This window comes from Streptomyces sp. NPDC004609, from assembly GCF_042873655.1.
Classification (GTDB): Bacteria; Actinomycetota; Actinomycetes; order Streptomycetales; family Streptomycetaceae; genus Streptomyces.
This window is the reverse complement of record NZ_JBIALS010000032.1, coordinates 74,787-91,138: the sequence shown is the minus strand read 5'-3', so window position 1 is coordinate 91,138 and position 16,352 is coordinate 74,787. Positions and strand designations below refer to the sequence as shown.

Here is a 16,352-nt window from a genome sequence, read left to right as displayed (position 1 = left end):
CCCCCCCCCCCCCCCCCCCCCCCCCCCCCCCCCCCCCCCCCCCCCCCCCCCCCCCCCCCCCCCCCCCCCCCCCCCCCCCCCCCCCCCCCCCCCGGGTGTCCGGGGTGTCCGGGGTGTCCGGGGTGTCCGGGGTGTCCGGGGCATCCGCTGCCCGGGGGATCGGATCGCCCGCAGCCCACCTGCCCCGCGGCTGCCCGGCTGCCCGTCAGACGAGGTTCTTCTCCAGCGCGGTGACGTAGCTCCCGATGAAGTGGTCCCGTACACCGTCACTCGCCGGTGCGAACACATCGGCCGTCAGACCCCTGACGCGGTCCGCCAGCGCGCCCGGCAACGGCATGGAGGTGCGCAGCTTCCCGTCCGCGCCGAGGTACCGGAGCGTCCGGACATGGGTGTACGCGGGCTCCGGCGGCAGGTGGGGCACGATGTCGTTGTTGTTGACGAACCGGTGGAAGCGGTCCTGGAAGCCCTTGTCGCAGGCGGCGGCCAGAGCACGGTCGCAGGTGCGGGGCTGCCCGAAGGTGAACACCCCGTCCGCGCGCAGCCGGGGCTCCTCCAGATACATCCGGCAGCCCGCGAGCATCGCGAGCGCGCCACCGAGGCTGTGCCCGGTGAACCACACGGTCTGACCGTTGTCCCGCAGTTCGGTGACCGACTCCCGGACCGCCGGATAGATCGAGTCCAGCGCCTCCCCGAAGCCGTAGTGGACGTACCCCGTTCGCGCGGGTCCGGGCCACGGCGGGGTGTTGGCGTCCGAGAGCCAGTCCCGGAGCTCCAGCGGCTCCGTGCCCCGGAACGCGGTCACGATCATCCGGTCACTGGCGAGGGTGTACGCCTGGGTGTCCTCCAGAGCGAACGGCGGCGCGAACCGCGAGGTGTGGTGCCGCACCCGCCCGAACCCCCACTCCTCGGCCCGCCGTTCGACCACCGCCTCGCTCTGATAGGCGAGTTCGGCGGCCAGCAGCATCCAGTAGGCGTGCGGCAGGCTGTATCCGGTGGCGTGGTGATCGAACACGGACGGTACGGACACGGTCGGCTCCCTTGTCGAACTGGTCGGAGGTGCGTTCGCCGCCCCGCGGGCCCGGGGGACGCGCCCCCTGTCGTATCCACCCCGCCCGCCCGACGGACGGCGCCTCGCCCCGCATCGGCCCGAAGCCGCCGGATCGAGTGCGCGGCCACGGTCCGTGTTGACGTGCGGGGCGGACCGGGGGAGGCGCCCCCGGATACGCGCGGGTGCGGGGACATGGGCATGGCCGGGGGGGGGGGGGGGGGGGGGGGGGGGGGGGGGGGGGGGGCCCGGGCCCCGGGGGCGGGGGGGGCGGGGGGGCGGGGGGGGGGGCCCCCCCCGCGGCGGGGGGGGGGGGGGGGGGGGCGGCGGGGGGCGGGGGGGGGGCGGGGGGGGGGGGGGGGGGGGGGGGGGGCGGGGCCGGGCGGGGGGGGGGGCCGGCGCGGGCGGCGCCCCGCCGCCCCCCCCCCCCCCCCCCCCCCCCCCCCCCCCCCCCCGGCACGGTCACGACGTTCCGCCGGGAACGCGGTCCCGGCGGGCCCGCCACCGCCGGGAGAGGGCGCGGACGGCTCGGACCGAGTCGAAGGCCAGCCGGAGGGACCCGATGACGAGCGACAGGACGACCGCGTGTTCCTGGATGAAGTGCACTGCCTCCATGAGGTGTTCCCCTTTTCTCTTGTCTTCTCTCGTTGTCCGGCGGCCCGTTGCGAGCGGCCGGTGAGTCCTGTGTAGAAGCGGGGAGAGGTGTCCTGAAGGGCCGTCGGACAGCGGTCGGACAGCACTGCCGCGACCTGCGTTCGTGCTGGTTGTCCGGTGTCCAAAGGACGTCCCGCCGGACAGCCGCATAGGCTCGGAGGGGTTGGCGGACACCACGGGGAGGGGACGGCGTGGCGGCGGGGTTCGGCGAGATCGAGGACGGGGCTGTCCCGGAGGCGCGGGAGTTGGCGGGCCGGCTCAGGAGGGCCGCGCAGGACGCCGGTTACACGGGCGTGCGGGAGCTGGCCGCCGGTACGGGAGTGGGGCGTACGACCGTCTCCGACGCGATGACCGCCAAACGCGTACCGACCTGGCCGAAACTCTCCGCACTGCTGCGGGGCTGTGACGTGGCACCGGACCTGGAGTGGTCGAGGGCCCATGAGGCGGCCAGGCAGGCGGTGGAGCGGGAGAAGCGGGCGGCCCGGGGGATCGGGGCGCCCACCGAGCAGCTCGCGGAACACCCCGCCGACCCGCCCGCCGACCAGCCCGACCCGGCCAGCGCCCGCCCCAACACCTTCTCCATCCGGGCCCCTTACGGGGATCTCCCGCCCCGGGTGCGCGGGCGCGACGATCTGCTGGCCCGGCTGGAGACCAGCCTCGGCGAGGGCGAGAGCCGTGCCCAGATCCTCTACGGACTCGGCGGCTGCGGAAAGACGACCGTCGCGCTGCATCTGGCCCGCCAGGCCCGGGACCGCGGCTACCGCGTCTTCTGGCTCTCCGCGTCCAGTGCCGACCGCCTCGTCACGGGCATGCGGGAGGTCGCCCGTGAACTCGGCGCGGACGAGGGCGACATCGACGCCGCCTGGGCCGGGCGCACCAGCGCCACCGACCTCGTCTGGCGGTGGCTCGACGCCTCCGAGCGGCCCTGGCTGCTCGTCGTGGACAACGCGGACGAGCCCGCCTGGCTCGCCTCCGACAGCGGCGCCCCCGGCGACGGCACCGGCTGGCTGCGCTCCAGCCGCGCCGGTATGACCGTGGTGACCTCACGCGTCGGCAGCCCCGATGTGTGGGGCGGCGAGGCCGACACCCACCGCATCGGGGTGCTCAGCCCCGCGGACGGCCGGGACGTCCTGCTCGACCTGGCCGGGGACGCGGGCGACCCGGCGGAGGCCCGGGTGCTCGCCGAGCGCCTGGACGGCCTGCCGCTCGCCCTCAAGCTCGCGGGCTCCTATCTCGCCCGCTCGGCGCGCGGCGCGGGGCTGCTCCGCCACCGGGGCCGGCGTACGGGACGGGTGCGGGGCTTCGCCGCGTACACCGAGGCGCTGGGGGAGGCGGGCGCGCGCTTCCTCGACGAGGGCGAACGGCGGCGGCAGGACGACTCCGACACCGAGCACATGCACCGGCGGCTCATCGGACGCACCTGGGAACTCTCCCTCGATCTGCTGGAGGAGCAGCACCTGCCCGAGGCGCGCTCCCTGATGCGGCTGCTGTCCTGCTGCGCGCCCACCCCCTTCCCGGTCGAGCTGCTGGACCCCGAGGCGCTGACCGTCACGGACCACGGCACCGGCCACGCCGACGCGACCGGCACCGGATCCGATGCCGGCACCGGACCCGTCACGGGCGCGGAACCCGACCAGGCCGACCGCGCCCTCGAAGCGCTGATCGACCTCAATCTCATCGATGTCGTCGACATCGCGCCGGACGGCGCCTCGTCCGACCAGGACGCCATCCCCTGTCTGGTGAGCCACCGCCTCGTCCTGGAGGCCAACGCCCTGCGTCTGACCGACGGCCCCGAGCGGGAGCGCGCCGCCGTGTGGCGGGCCGCCGCCCGGGTCATCGAGGCCGGCGCGGCCGTCACGGCCCCCGAACTGCCGCCCGGCTGGCCCTGGTGGCGGCTGCTGTCCCCGCATGTCGCCGCGGCCCTCACCGTCTGCCCCGACGACGAGGAGACCCTGCTCCCGCTGCTGCGGGCCGGGCTGGCCGCGTACGCCTACTACAACTTCGGCAACTCGTACTCGGAGACCGGGAAGCTGGCGAGGCTGCTGTCCCGGCGCAGCGAGGTGCTGGACCCGGACCACCCCGTGCGGCTGTCCGTACGGCACCGGGCGGCGCTCTCGCTGCTCCAGGGGCGGGACGAGCTGGCGGAGTTCGAGGCCGTCCTCGCCGGGCAGCTCGCCCGGCTCGGCCCGGACCACCCCGAAACCCTCATCACACGGCACAACGTCGCCGTGTCCCGGCAGGCGTGCGGGCTGACCACGGAGTCCGAGAAGGAGGCGGAGCTGCGGGCCGTCCTGAGCGCCCGCCGCCGGGTGCAGGGCCCGCACGACCCGTACACCCTGCTCACCCACGGCGCGCTCGCCCAGATCATCATGTCGCGCGGACACGGCGCCGACGAGTACCGCGCGCTGGTCCGCCACATGGAGAGCGGAATCCCCGAGGACCGACGGCTCGTTCCGCTGCACAACCGCCATCACATGGCCCACGCGCTGGACTCGGCCGAGCGGTGGACGGAGGCGGAGGCGGAGTACCGGTCCGTCCTGCGGGACCTGGAGGAGTACGGGGAGCGGGACTCGGGTCTGCACCGGGATCTGTACCACTGCCTCGCGGACAACCTCCGCAACCAGAACCGCCATCAGGAGGCGCTGGAGGCCTTCGACAAGTCCCTCGCCTGGTTCGACGGCGGCGACGAGGACCGCTCGCCGGACAGTCACCTCGCCCTGCAGATCCGCCACCGGCGCGGTGATCTGCTGCGCTCCTGCGGACGCGTGGCGGAGGGCGAGGCGGAGATCCGCGCGATCATCGAGCTGCGGCTGCGCACGGTGGACCCGGGCGACTCGGTGGTCCTGTCCGAACGGCACTGTCTGGCACACGCGCTGGAGGGCCTGGGCCGGTACGCGGAGGCGCAGGACGAACTCCGGGACGTGGCCGCCTCGTACGCCTCGATCCTGGGTCCCGGCGACAAGCACACCCGGGAGTCCCGCTACTGCCTCGCCCGTATCCTCCACGTCCACGGCGACCGGTCCGAGGCGCTGGGCCTGTACGAACAGGTGCTGGCCGCGGAGTCCGCCGAACTCGGCGAGGACCACTCGGACACCCTGGTCACCCGCTTCCGGCTGGACGAGTGCCGCCTGGACGAGGGCCTGCTGACCCCGGAGGCGGCGCGGGAGGTGTTCGAACGGGTCCGGGAACGCCAGGTGGCGCTGGTGGGCGAGGACCACGCCCGGGTGTCGGTGATCGTCAAGGCCCTGGAGGACGCGGACGCCCGATCGCGGGGCGTATGACGTCGGGGCGGGATGCCATGAGCCGAGCGGCCGTGGGGCGGGAGGCTACGGGGCCGGCGGACGCGCGCGGTCGGCGCCTCAGCGGGGAGCCAGCCCGGAGAGGGTGACGGTCACCAGGCGGCGGACCGCGGCCCGGGAGGGCAGAGCACCGGCGGCGGTCAGGGCGTGGAGACAGTAACCCGCCAGCTCCACGGGCGGGATGTCGTCCCTCAGCTCTCCCCCGGCGGCGCCCCGCGCGATCAGCTCCGCGATCATTTCACGCAGGCCGTGGTGCGCCCGGGTGATGTGCTCGCCCTGGTGCAGCAGCGCGGAGAGCTCGGTGCCGTGGTGCTCCCGGCGCTCGTACGACATGAGGGCGTACGCCTCCAGGACGGCGTCGAGCTGCGCGCCGGGGCCCCCGGTCCGGTCGCGCACCCGGGTGAGCAGATCGAGATGCCCGGCGACCTGGCGCTCGTGCCAGGCGGTCAGGACCGCCTCGACATCGGGAAAGTACTTGTACAGCGTGGCCCGGCCGATGCCCGCCGCCTCCGCGATCCCCGACATCGTCACGGCCATCAGCCCCTGCTCGGCCACGAGTCTCGCGGTCGCGTCCAGCGCCGCGTCCCGCACGGCGCCGCGGTGCGCCTCGATGGTCTCGCTCCACAGCTTGGGCATGGGGTCAGGGTACGGGACGACGGTGCCGTGACACTATGACGTGACCTAGACAGTGTGTATCGAAAAATGTCACGTGGGCCACGGCGGCCCCTCCGGGGCGCGCCGGTGGCCCCCTGCCCCCGGCCGGCCGTACCCCGGCCCACCGGAGCGGCCGCCGGCCTCTCGACCGATCGAGGAAGTGGACAGATGACGGACTCCTCTCCCGGCCCGGGATCCACGGGCGACCCGCGTGATCCGGACGGACGGAAAGATCCGGGCGCCCGGCGCGACGGGCACGACCCGGGCCACCCGCGCGATCCGGCCGCCCCGGGTCTCCCGGCCGCCCCGGGCGGTCGGGGCACGCCCGGGGCCCTGCGCGCTCCGGGCGCTCCGGGTGACGCGCCGCCCGGCGGTCACCGCTCCGGCAGGCCCCGCTGGGTGACCGCGCTCACGATCGGCGCCTCGGCCCTGCTCGCCTTACTCCTCGTCGCCCATCTCAGCGGCGGCGGCGCGGGGGGCCACTGATGCTCCGTCCGGTACCGCCGCTGCCCCCGGCCCTGCGCAAGCTCGCCCTCACCGCCCATGTCACCGCCTCCGTGGGGTGGCTCGGCGCGGTGGCCGTCTTTCTGGTGCTCACCGTCGCCGGTCTGCGCGGCGCCGATCCCGGCACGGCCCGCGCCGTCTATCCCGCCCTCGGCCTCACCGGCCGGTACGTCGTCGTCCCGCTGTGTCTGGCCTCCCTGGTGACCGGCGCGGTCATGTCCCTCGGCACCCCCTGGGGCCTGGCCCGCCACTACTGGGTGCTGGTCAAGCTGTGGATCAGCGTCCCGGCCACCGTCGTCCTGCTGGCGCACATGCGGCCGGTGGGCCGCCTGGCGGACGCGGCCGCCGGGGGCGCCGTACTCGGCCCCGACCTGCACGGACTGCGGACCCGGCTCGTCGCCCAGGCCGCCGCCGCACTCGCCGTCCTGCTCGCGGCCACGGCGCTGTCGGTCGTCAAACCGGCGGGCCTCACCCGGCACGGACAGCGGGTGCGCGAACGCCGGTCCGCGAGCCGCCCGCCCCGGAACCCGCCCCCTGCCCCGGGACCCGCCACCCTGGAAACAGCCCCGGAACCCGCCGCCCCGGGAACCGGACCCGGCACGGAACCCGGCCTCCCGCCGCCAGGACACCGCGCGCCGCTCCCGTAACACGTCCCGCGCCCGCGCCCGTACACGCGTCCGGCCCGCCCGGGCCGTCCGGTCGCGGACGGGCGGACTCCGCGGGCCGTGGACCAGGCTTCATACCCCCACTACCGGGAACTTTCGAAGACGCGCTCGATAGAGTCTCCCCATGGCGATGTTGAACGGGGAGGGCCTCGCTGCCGCCGGGTCGGGTCAGGACGGCGAGCCGGGGCACCACGACGGCACCACGGCCTCCTGGCAGGCGCCGAGTCCGACCGAGCGCGAGCTGTACGAGGCGAAGCTGCGCGGCGACTGGTCCGGATACTTCGACGTGCTGGCCCGTAACTGTCTCTATATGGCCGAACCCCGGGCGCTCGCCGACGCCGTCCCCCGCCGTATGGAGTTCACGCCGTACTACGCCCCTCAGCTCGGCCATCAGTACGCGGCCGTCTACACCGAGGGCATGCTCCCCGCCCCCGTCGCCGACCCCGTCTACTTCTCCGGCTCCCTGGACTGGTACGCACGGGTGTGGGCCGACAGCGACCCCGAGTGGCTGGCGGTCAACCCGGGCAGCCCCTCCGAGGCGTTCTTCCCCACCTCCCCCGCCCACCGGGCCCTGTGGCGCCGGCACGCGGCCGGCGGCGAGGGCCGCTGCCACCCGCGCGGCCAGCTCCGCGCCCTCCACGTCGGCGGCCCGCTGCACGGCCCGGTCGCCCATGGACTCGCCTGCTCGGCCCTGCTGTTCGTCACCAACGGCGAGTCCTGGAACTCCCTGGCCTACCACGGCCACGGCTACACCGAGGAGCGGCGCCGCCTCCAGGAGTGGTGGGGCATCACCACCCGCGAGGACTGGCGGCGGATCCAGGAGAGCCTCCTGAACGCCGAAATGGTCAGCTCCGTCTGGGAGTTCGCCCTCCAGATCCGGCGCTCCCTCTCCCTCGACTTCGGCGGCTCCGTCGAGCTGGACCACTGGCGCCAGGTCGCCGAGCGCGTGATCCGCGCCAACGCCGAACACGCGAAGGAGCCCCGTATCACCGCCGACGGCGTCTCCCCCGGCCGCCCGCGCGAGGACTCCGAGGTCATGGCCCAGGTCGCCGGGGTGCAGCGGCTCATCGGACGGATCGCCCGCTACGAGGCCCGGTTCCGCGCCGACGGCCTGCTGGGCGAGGGCCAGTTCGTCCGTACCGCCGAGGCATGGGACTACGGCCGGGCTTCCGGCATGGCCCGCTGGGGCGTCGGCGGGCGCTACTGCACCGTCCAGGAGGCCGAGAGCGCCGTACTGCGGGCCGGCCGCGCGAGCCGTATGAACTACCGGTCCTGGAAGGAGTTCTCGGCCGCGTACATCCTCGGCCGGTGCCTCCACTTCGACGAGGAGGAGTTCGGCGACTGGTACGAGGACGTCCTCGCCGCCCACCGGGTTCTCACCACCGATCCCGGGAGTCCCTGGCTCAACATCCCCTGGAAGTAGGGCGCCCGGAGGCCGGGGCCCGGCGGATCAGGTGCGGCTTCCGGATCGGGCGGGCGGCCGGGGCCCGGTTGGATCGGGTGCGGGCTGTGAAGCAGGTATCGGTGGTGGATCAGGTGCCCGGCGGGCGCAGCGGGATCGAGCCCCGGTCGCGCACCCCGTCGAGCATCGCGCGGTTCAGCTGCGGTCGGGGCGCCGGGGAGGCGGCGGTCAGCTTGATGACGTCCCGCCCGGACAGCGCGGTGTGCCACTCGGCGAGCGTGGGCCGGGTGCCGTGCGCACCGCCCGCCTGGGCGAACCGTTCCCGTACCGCCGCCTCCTGCCGCTCGTCGAGTTCGCCCGGCAGCACCCCGAACGGGCCGCCCGGCACGGCGTACGCCTCCCGGGACAGGATGCGGCCCGCCGCCAGCGCCGCCTTGTAGCGGTCGCTGTCCACGGTGGCCGAGCCGGGCGGGGCGAGCGGATCGCCCCAGTCGGGGGTGTCGGCCTGGGCGAGCACCGGCGCCCTGCCCGTGACCCGGAACCCGTCGCAGTCCAGCAGATACACCGCGGGCGCGGGCCGTACCGTCCACAGGATGTTGGCCTGGGACACATCGCCCAGCACCAGGCCCCAGGTGTGCAGCCGTTCGATCAGCGTCACCAGCGCGAGCGTCAGCTCCCGCCGCTGGCCGGGCCCGGGCTGGCCGATGTCCTGCCACGCGGCCTTCGGCTCGCGCAGCAGGAACTGCAGCTCGGTCAGCTTGACCGCGCCGTGCGCGGTGCGCCAGGTCATCTCGGCCGGGGCCGCGTACATCAGGAACCCGGCCGTACGCCCCCGGTCCACCACCCGGCACAGCGGCCAGGCGGTCTGCGCGTCCAGCCGGTCCCGCTCCTCGGGCGGCAGCGCGCGGTACACGGCGACCAGCGCGCCGAGCGCCCCGCCGTCGACCTGGTCCGGGGCGCGGTAGCTCTTGTAGAGCAGGGCGCTCCGGCCGGGTGTGACGGGGTCCCGTACGGAGTGCACCTCTCCCTGCCCGCCGTCGCCGATCTTGCCGTCGAGCGTGAGTGAGGACAGCGGCACGTCCGCGCCGTCGGCGGCGGTCATCGCACGCCCTCCCACAGACAGACGGCCGACCGGTCGTCGTCGTAGGACTTCACCCGGGTCTGCACCTGCCACATGAAGTCCGACAGCTCGGGCACGGGGGCGCTGTGGCCCCACTGCTCCGCGAGCTGCTCGCGCAGCTCCCGCTCGCCCGTGAGCGGCCCGGAGAACCCGTCCGTGCACAGGACCAGTACATCGCCCGGCTCCGACGGCGGGAGCAGCCCGGCCGTCACCCCGCTGAAGGCGTCGGGCAGCGCGGCGGTCCTGGTGTCGATGACGGCGGCGCCGCCGGGCGTTCCGGGGGCGTCGAGGTGCTGCCAGCTCCGGTCCCGCAGCCGGAACAGCCCGCCGTCCCCGACCGCGAGGAAGCCGCGTGCGGTGACGTCCGGGTCGAGCGGTACGACCAGGGCGCGCAGCGTGGTCGCGTACGCCGTGCCGGGGCCCTCGGTCAGCTGCCGCAGCTCCGCCGCCGTGTTGGCGACCGCCGTGTCGGCGAGCGCGCTGAAGGCGGCCTCGTCGCGCCCGCGCAGGGCCGCCGCCAGCTCCTCGGCGACCCGGTCCAGATAGCGGGCCAGGAGGCGTACGGCGTGGTGCGACCCCCGGTGCGAGAGCGGCGCCGATCCGACGCCGTCGGCGACCGCGAGCAGCAGCAGCCCGGACTGGGCCGTGCCGCCGCCCCGCCCGGCGCCCGGCGGCACGGTCGGCCCGAGCCTGCTGACCCCGACCGCGTCCTGCCGGCACTCCCCGTGCCAGCGGTGGGAATCCCCGCGTACGGACACCGCCCGCACGGTCAGCGTCCCGATCTCGGCGCCGTCGAGCACGGTGTCGGGCAGGGTGGCGGCGAGCAGGTCCGCCTCGCGTACGGACGGCAGCCCGAGCGGCTTGGCGGGATAGCTCGGCGGGCGGGCGCCGATGTGGAGGGGCCCGCCGCGCGGGACGTCGGGCGGCGGCGCGCTGTGGCGGGGCCGGATGGCCTGCTGGATGTCCTGGGGGAGCCCTTCGAGCAGCCCGTCGTCGCCCGCGTCCGGCCAGTGCGGCGTCGCGGGCCGGTGGGCGCGTTCCGGCCCGGGGTGCGGGTCACCGTGCGGCGCCGGGGGGTGGCCCGGGGGCGGCGGTGGCGGCGGCGCCGGGGGGTGGCCCGGGGGCGGCGGTGGCGGCGGTGCGGGGTCGCGGTCCTGCGGGGGTGCCGGGGGCCGGCCCTGCGGCCCGGGGAAGTGGTCCATGGTGAACCTCCTCTCGGCTGTCAGAGCTTGTCGAGCGCGACGGTGGTGAAGCCCGTCACCTGCTCGTCCACGGCGAGACTGAAACCGCTGCTGCCGTCGGCGGACATGCTGCTGGCGGAGCGCACGATGGAACGCGTGAGGCTCGCGGCGAACTCACGGAGCGCGGCGGCGGGCGAGACGGACGAGTCCTGCTGCATGAAGGCGCGGAAGTTGGCGACCTGGCTGATCGTGGCGGTGTCCGCCGCGCCGATGCCGAAGGCGATGATCTTCGGGGCGTAGCGCGACGAGGTCAGGTCCTGGAGCGCCTGCTCCCAGTTGCCGTCCGTGGGCACCCCGTCGGAGAGGAAGAAGACGACGGGCCGGTAGACCTCGTGGCCCTGGGACTTGAGGTCGGCCACATCCGCCTCGACGCACTTCTTCAGCGTACGGAACGCCTCGCCGTACGAGGTCACCCCGCCGGCGGCGAGCGCGGGCAGGCTGTCCAGCTCGCTGAGGTCCACCAGCGACTGGAGCACGGTGGCGTCGTCGGAGAAGCCGATGAGGGCGAACCGGGTCTTGTCGGCCACCGTCGGATTGGTGCTGATCTCCTGGTGGAGGTCGGGCAGCGCGGCGTTGATGGCGTCGATGGGCGGACCGCTCATCGAGCCCGACTCGTCGCACACCATGTAGAAAGGCAGGATTTGCACGAGCGTTCCTCCGGTGAGGGTTCACGGTCTGGGCCGGTGGGGATCGGGTGGGGTGGCGATCGGACGGATGGTTCCCGCCGCGGTCGGCGTGCGTGGTGCCGGTGTGTGTCAGTGGGTGTAGAAGTAGATCTCCAGGTCCGCGTGCCCGCTCGACCCCCGCAGAAGGACGAAGTCCCGGGTGGTGGTGCCGCGGAACATCTCCGGACGCGCCTCGTCCAGCAGCGAGTTGACGCGCCGGGCGTACGCGACCCCCGCCCCCGCGTCCTGATTGCGGCCGAAGGTGAGGACGATGGCCGCCTGACGCCCCTGGTACTTCGCGGTGACCGCGCGCAGCCGGGCGATGATCCGGCGGCTGTCGGAGGCGTTCGCGTCGATGGCCACCTCCACCGGCCTGTGCTCCACGGCACGCGGTCCGGACGGCTTCTTCCCGGACTTCTTCGGGGGCGCGGTTGCCTTCCCGGAGGCGCCCGGCCGGGGCTCGGCGGCCCTGGCCGCACCCAGCGGGTCGCCCTGGTCGCCCATCGCGACCAGGGCCACGACCAGCAGCATGTCGGCGAAGAGCCAGCCCGCCAGGTGCAGCGGGTTCACTCCCCGCCGCTTCACGGTGCTCCCGTTTCCAGCGGGGCGGGGCGCTTGGCGAGATCCACATGGCCGTTGCGGTCGCGGGGCGCGTACTCCAGCGGCGACCCGGGCTCCACCGGCGACCCGGGACCCGCGGGCACCGGTTCGCGCAGCGCGGAGGCCAGTTCCGCGAAGCGCGCGGCGGCGGCGCGCAGCGCGTCGGTCTGCTCGGCGAGCTGCCGCGCCGCGTCCTGGGACGCCACGACGGCCCGGGCGGTCTGCTCGGCCACCTCGCCGATACGGGCCAGGGTCAGCGCGGTGACATCGGCGGCCACCTCGGTGCTCGTGGTGAACGAGCGCTGGGACGCGGCCAGTACGGTGATGGCGTCCTCGACCCGTTCACCGGCCAGGTCGAGCCGGTCGCGGACCTCTCCGCTCGTCGTGCGGACTTCCCCGAGCGCCCTGCTCACCCCGTCGCCGCTGTCGGCCACGGCTTTCTCGATCCGCCCGGCCGCCCTTTCCAGCGGCTCCAGCGCCGCGTCGACTCCCGCGAGCCGCCGCTCCGCGCCCTCCACGGCCTTGCCGACCAGCTCGGCCGCCGCCTCCAGGCTCGCCTGGGCCTTGACCGCCTTGCTGGACAGCCGGTTGAGGGTGGTGGCGGACTTGCCCAGCTCGGCGGCGAACCGCACGGGGGAGCCGAACCGCTCCTCGTTGAGCAGCAGCTGGGCCCGGGTGAGCACGGGCACCAGCCGTGCGAGCAGCTCGTCCGCGCCGAGCCTCGCGGCCTCGTCGGCGCGGTCCTCGGCGGCCCGGCGCCATCCGTGGAGCAGCGCCAGCAGCAGGAGGAGCAGAATCACGAGGGTGGCGGTCCCGACGACGTGCCCGAAGGTGAACCAGCCGGTCAGATGCCCTTCGAAGCCGGTCTGCCACAGCTGGAGAAAGGGCCGCGCGGCCTGTTCGCGGTCGGCCTGGATCAGTGCCTCGTACGCGCTGGACGCCCGGGTCAGCCCGGACCAGGTGAGCAGCAGTGGTACGAACACCAGCGCCCCGAGGCCGGCCTCCAGCCAGCCGAGGTAGGCCGACGGCCGCCGGGTCCGCAGCGCCTGTACCGACTCGCGCCGCGCGAACGCCGAGATCAGGTCCAGCTCGGTCCACGGTTCCAGATCGCCGTCGCCGAGCCCGCGTAACGCGTCGGCGAGGACGGTGAGTTCATCACGCCGGGAGGCCAGACCCGGCTCCCCGGCGAGATCCGTGAGGTCGGCCGCGACCTTCTTACGGTCGGCCAGTGCCCCTACTGGCATACGCACCCCCATGCGAACGCGGTCGGGATGCGCCCCCGCTCAACCCGGCTATTGCGCGCGGATCCCCCAAACCCCTTGAACAGCCGTAAAGTTGGCTCCCGGCTGAGGCGCCGATGCTAGCGCATGCGGCCCGCGTCCGTGGGCGGAGCGAAGGACCGTCACGCCGGAGGCGGACACCACCGGGCGCGGGCCCGCCGGGCGCCCGGGAACGCGCGGCACACGACCGCGCGCCCACGACCCGAGGGGGCAGAACGATGGGGGACGATCGTCCACGCGGAGTGATCCGACTGGGTGCCGGGAAGCGGGGCACGGACGGAACACCGGACGGCACCGGCGACGGAGCTTCCACCCGCGCTTCCGGCCCGACGGCCGACAGGACCCCGGACGGGCCCGGGGGCGGACCGGCCGGCCGGGACGGCGGGTTACGCGGCCGGGACCGGCGGGCCGCCGAGCGCGGCGGCGGATCGCGCGGGACGGACCGGCGGTCCGGAGGGAGAGACGACGGGCGGAGCGGACCGTCCGGACAGCGGCAGAAACCGAGGTCCCTGCTCACCAGGGGCTCACCCACCGTCCGGCTCACGGGCCGCGGCGTCCTCCAGGTCAATCTCAACTGGCCTCCCGGCCATGACGTCGATCTCGACCTGGGCTGTCTGATCGAGTTCACCGACGGCGGCCAGGCCGTGGTGCAGGCCCTGGGCGACGCCTATGGATCGCTCACCTCGTGGCCCTACGCGGCCCTGGACCAGGACGACCGCACCGGCGCCGCGTCCGACGGCGAGACCCTGCGCGTCAGCATGGAGCACCGCGCCCGTTTCCGCCGGCTGCTGATCTACGCGTACGTCTACGAGGGCGCCGTCGACTTCCGCCGTCTGGGCGCCACCGCCGAGATCACCGGCCCGGACCGCTCCGGCGGCAGCCACCGCATCCTGCTGGACGACTCCCCGCCGGGCGCGGTGGCGTGCGCGATCGCCCTGGTGGCGGCGGAGCGCGACGGTCTCGCGATGCGGCGGGAGGTCCGCTGGTTCACCGGATCGCAGGAGTTGTCCCCCCAGGAGCAGATCGACCACGCCTACGGCTACGGCATGACCTGGGTGTCGATGACCAAGCCACCCCGCTGATGGAACCCCGGCCTGCGTGACCGGCCCCCCCGCTGATGGCACCTCGGCCGGGGTGACCGGCCGCCGCGTCGTCCGGGCCGTCCGAGCCGTCCGGGTTGGGCCCGGCGGACTCGCGGCCCACCGGGTTCGGGCCGGGGTCCGCCCGGTCGGGTGCGGTCCGCCGGGCCGGACCGGCGGGCGGGGCCCCGGCACCGGACCGGAGAGCGAGTACGGCCGTCGGCGACAGGCCCGCGCCCGCTACCGCACCGCACTCTCCGAGCCGGCCGGCGTCCGGCTGCGCGGCGGAGACCAGCATCTTTGCGGGCCCCTCCCGGACCACGGCCGAGTCGGTCGCCTCCCTGTACCCATGAGGCAGGACGTGTCAGAGTGGCGGGACGGTACGACTGGGGACTTGATATGACAATTCTTACCAAGGGTGCGAACGCACCCGTCGGTGGCACGGGCATCACGGCTGAACTGCGCAGTGTGGGGGACCCCGTGGATCTCAGCGCGCTGCTCATAGGGGCCGACGGCAACGTGCGATCCGACGCCGACATGGTGTTCTTCAACCAGCCGACCGCGGAGGCGGGGGCGGTGACGCACGTCGCGGCGGGGGCCGGCGGGGGCGAGCGGATCGTCGTGGAGCCCTCGGCGCTCCCGGCGTCCGTCGAGAGCGTGCTCCTGGTGGGGAGCTGCGATCCGGACGACACGAGCCGCACGTTCAGCGGGGTGAAGGAACTCTCCGTCCACGCGCTGGAGGACGGCCGTGAGCCGGTCGTCTTCGAGGTGCCCCCGATGACGGACGGCGAGCGCGCCGCCGTGCTGCTGCAGATCTACCGCAGGGGGACCGGCTGGAAGATCCGGGCGGTGGGGCAGGGGTACGCGGACGGACTCGCGGGCGTGGCCACGGACTTCGGCATCGACGTCGCGGACGACACGGCGGAGGGCGGCACCGGCACGGGCGCCCCGGCCGCGCCCGCCGCGACCCCTTCCGCTCCCGTGCCGGCACCCGCCGCCGCGGTGCCCCCGGCCGCTTCCGCCGCCTCGCCCTTCACCAAGGTCACCATCAGCCTCGAAAAGGGCGAACAGGCATCCATCAGCCTGAACAAGCAGGAGCCCGGCCTGGAGATCGTGGCCGCTCTGGAGTGGGACGGCGGCAGCGACAGCAGGCGTGAGAAGGGCGCGGACCTCGACTTCTACGCCCTGTTCGTACCCGCGTCGAAGGCCCTGCGCGGACCGGTGGCGGCCGGGACGATCGTGAAGGCCGCCCACAAGCCGGAGGGAACGGCCCTCCGCCCGGGCGGCGGCCCGGCCGTCCTCAGCAAGCGGGCGGCGAAGGCCAAGGGCGGCGCCGGAGTCGTCTACTACCGCGACCTGGGCTCGCTGACGCAGGATCCGTACATCGTTCTGGACGGCGACTCCCGGGTCCCGGGCCGGGAGGCCATCCGTATCGTCCGCCCCGACGAACAGGGTTACGTGCTCCTGTGCGCGTACTCCGCCGTCGAGAACGGCGTGGGATCGTTCCAGAGTTTCGGCGCTCACGTCGTGGTGAGCGACGGCCGGGGCTCCACGGTCACCGTTCCCCTCTTCGAGGACGCCAGTACGCGCTACTGGGTGGCGATCGCCCTGGTCGACTTCACGGAACCGGCCGGCGCGGCCATCCGCCATGTCGAGGCGTACAGCGGTCCGGGGAGCGAGGCCCGTCCCCTGCTGCACATCGACGGGACGATCGCGATGGACGCGGGACCGGTGGAGTTCAAGTAGGGGCCGGGCCCTCGCGAGGGCCCGGGTTCCCGTATCGGGTTCACGTATCACCCGGGTTCACGTATCGACCGGCGTTCACGCGTGGGGCGGGTCCAGCCGCCGCCGAGTCCGGTTGGCGCCGAGTCCGTTGGCGACCGCGTTCAGGCAGGCGGACTCGGCGCCTGCGGCACCTGCCCCGTCACGCGCCGGAGCGGCCGGCGGTGGAGACCGCCGCGGTGACGAGAGGTGAGACATCGAAGCGGTGATCCGTGACCCGGGGCCCGGAACCGGCTGTACGGACCGGCTCCGCTGCCTTCGGCTCACAGACGACGACATCCACATCCGCATCGACGATCGCAAGCACGGCCCTCGACCAGCGGGGGCGGCCGGCACCCGGACGAACGGGCCGACCGTCTCCC

The 16,352-nt window shown here is 74.6% G+C and carries 14 protein-coding genes; 6 read left to right on the top strand and 8 right to left on the bottom strand.

Annotated elements, in window-relative coordinates; translation table 11 throughout:
• Positions 1–205 precede the first annotated feature (205 nt).
• Complete coding sequence (locus ACFYT4_RS27550) at positions 206–1,027, bottom strand: lipase family protein (protein ID WP_389274502.1); 822 nt, start codon at positions 1,025–1,027, stop codon at positions 206–208.
• Between the two features lie 480 nt (positions 1,028–1,507).
• Complete coding sequence (locus tag ACFYT4_RS27545) at positions 1,508–1,660, bottom strand: hypothetical protein (protein ID WP_389274499.1); 153 nt, start codon at positions 1,658–1,660, stop codon at positions 1,508–1,510.
• A 230-nt stretch (positions 1,661–1,890) separates the two neighbouring features.
• Between ACFYT4_RS27545 and ACFYT4_RS27540 the strand changes: the two genes are divergently transcribed.
• Positions 1,891–4,980 (top strand): AAA family ATPase, encoded by a 3,090-nt coding sequence (locus ACFYT4_RS27540; protein WP_389274496.1) that lies wholly within the window; start codon positions 1,891–1,893, stop codon positions 4,978–4,980.
• 78 nt (positions 4,981–5,058) lie between these two features.
• On the opposite strand, the gene ACFYT4_RS27535 is transcribed toward ACFYT4_RS27540, so the two are convergent.
• Entirely contained in the window at positions 5,059–5,634 is a 576-nt protein-coding gene (locus tag ACFYT4_RS27535) for a TetR/AcrR family transcriptional regulator (protein WP_389274493.1), read from the bottom strand.
• Positions 5,635–5,820: 186 nt separating this feature from the next.
• Between ACFYT4_RS27535 and ACFYT4_RS27530 the strand changes: the two genes are divergently transcribed.
• The 3 genes from ACFYT4_RS27530 (at position 5,821) to ACFYT4_RS27520 (ending at position 8,244) form a co-directional block, all read left to right on the top strand.
• A complete protein-coding gene (locus ACFYT4_RS27530) occupies positions 5,821–6,138 on the top strand; it encodes a hypothetical protein (protein WP_389274490.1) in 318 nt (105 codons plus the stop codon).
• Complete coding sequence (locus ACFYT4_RS27525; protein WP_389274487.1) at positions 6,138–6,803, top strand: hypothetical protein; 666 nt, start codon at positions 6,138–6,140, stop codon at positions 6,801–6,803. The genes ACFYT4_RS27530 and ACFYT4_RS27525 overlap by 1 nt, the downstream gene beginning before the upstream one ends.
• Before the next feature lie 148 nt (positions 6,804–6,951).
• Complete coding sequence (locus tag ACFYT4_RS27520; protein WP_389274505.1) at positions 6,952–8,244, top strand: DUF1266 domain-containing protein; 1,293 nt, start codon at positions 6,952–6,954, stop codon at positions 8,242–8,244.
• 109 nt (positions 8,245–8,353) lie between these two features.
• Here the strand turns inward: ACFYT4_RS27520 and ACFYT4_RS27515 are convergent, their stop codons facing one another.
• From ACFYT4_RS27515 to ACFYT4_RS27495, 5 genes are all read right to left on the bottom strand, one after another.
• A complete protein-coding gene (locus ACFYT4_RS27515; protein ID WP_389274484.1) occupies positions 8,354–9,325 on the bottom strand; it encodes a hypothetical protein in 972 nt (323 codons plus the stop codon).
• On the bottom strand, positions 9,322–10,545 hold the full coding sequence (locus tag ACFYT4_RS27510; protein ID WP_389274481.1) for a protein phosphatase 2C domain-containing protein: 1,224 nt from the start codon (positions 10,543–10,545) through the stop codon (positions 9,322–9,324). Before ACFYT4_RS27510 ends, ACFYT4_RS27515 begins: the two co-directional genes overlap by 4 nt.
• A 20-nt stretch (positions 10,546–10,565) precedes the next feature.
• Positions 10,566–11,231, bottom strand: a complete 666-nt coding sequence (locus ACFYT4_RS27505) for a VWA domain-containing protein (RefSeq protein ID WP_389274479.1) — start codon at positions 11,229–11,231, stop codon at positions 10,566–10,568.
• 108 nt (positions 11,232–11,339) lie between these two features.
• The gene (locus tag ACFYT4_RS27500; RefSeq protein ID WP_389274476.1) at positions 11,340–11,819 is read right to left on the bottom strand and encodes a hypothetical protein; all 480 of its coding nucleotides are present in this window, start codon (positions 11,817–11,819) and stop codon (positions 11,340–11,342) included.
• Positions 11,820–11,830: 11 nt separating this feature from the next.
• The gene (locus ACFYT4_RS27495) at positions 11,831–13,093 is read right to left on the bottom strand and encodes a methyl-accepting chemotaxis protein (protein ID WP_389274473.1); all 1,263 of its coding nucleotides are present in this window, start codon (positions 13,091–13,093) and stop codon (positions 11,831–11,833) included.
• Positions 13,094–13,371: 278 nt separating this feature from the next.
• Here ACFYT4_RS27495 and ACFYT4_RS27490 point away from each other — a divergent pair, with 278 nt between their 5' ends.
• Entirely contained in the window at positions 13,372–14,211 is an 840-nt protein-coding gene (locus ACFYT4_RS27490) for a tellurium resistance protein TerA (RefSeq protein ID WP_389274470.1), read from the top strand.
• 396 nt (positions 14,212–14,607) lie between these two features.
• The gene (locus ACFYT4_RS27485; protein ID WP_389274467.1) at positions 14,608–15,954 is read left to right on the top strand and encodes a TerD family protein; all 1,347 of its coding nucleotides are present in this window, start codon (positions 14,608–14,610) and stop codon (positions 15,952–15,954) included.
• Positions 15,955–16,352: the final 398 nt, after the last annotated feature.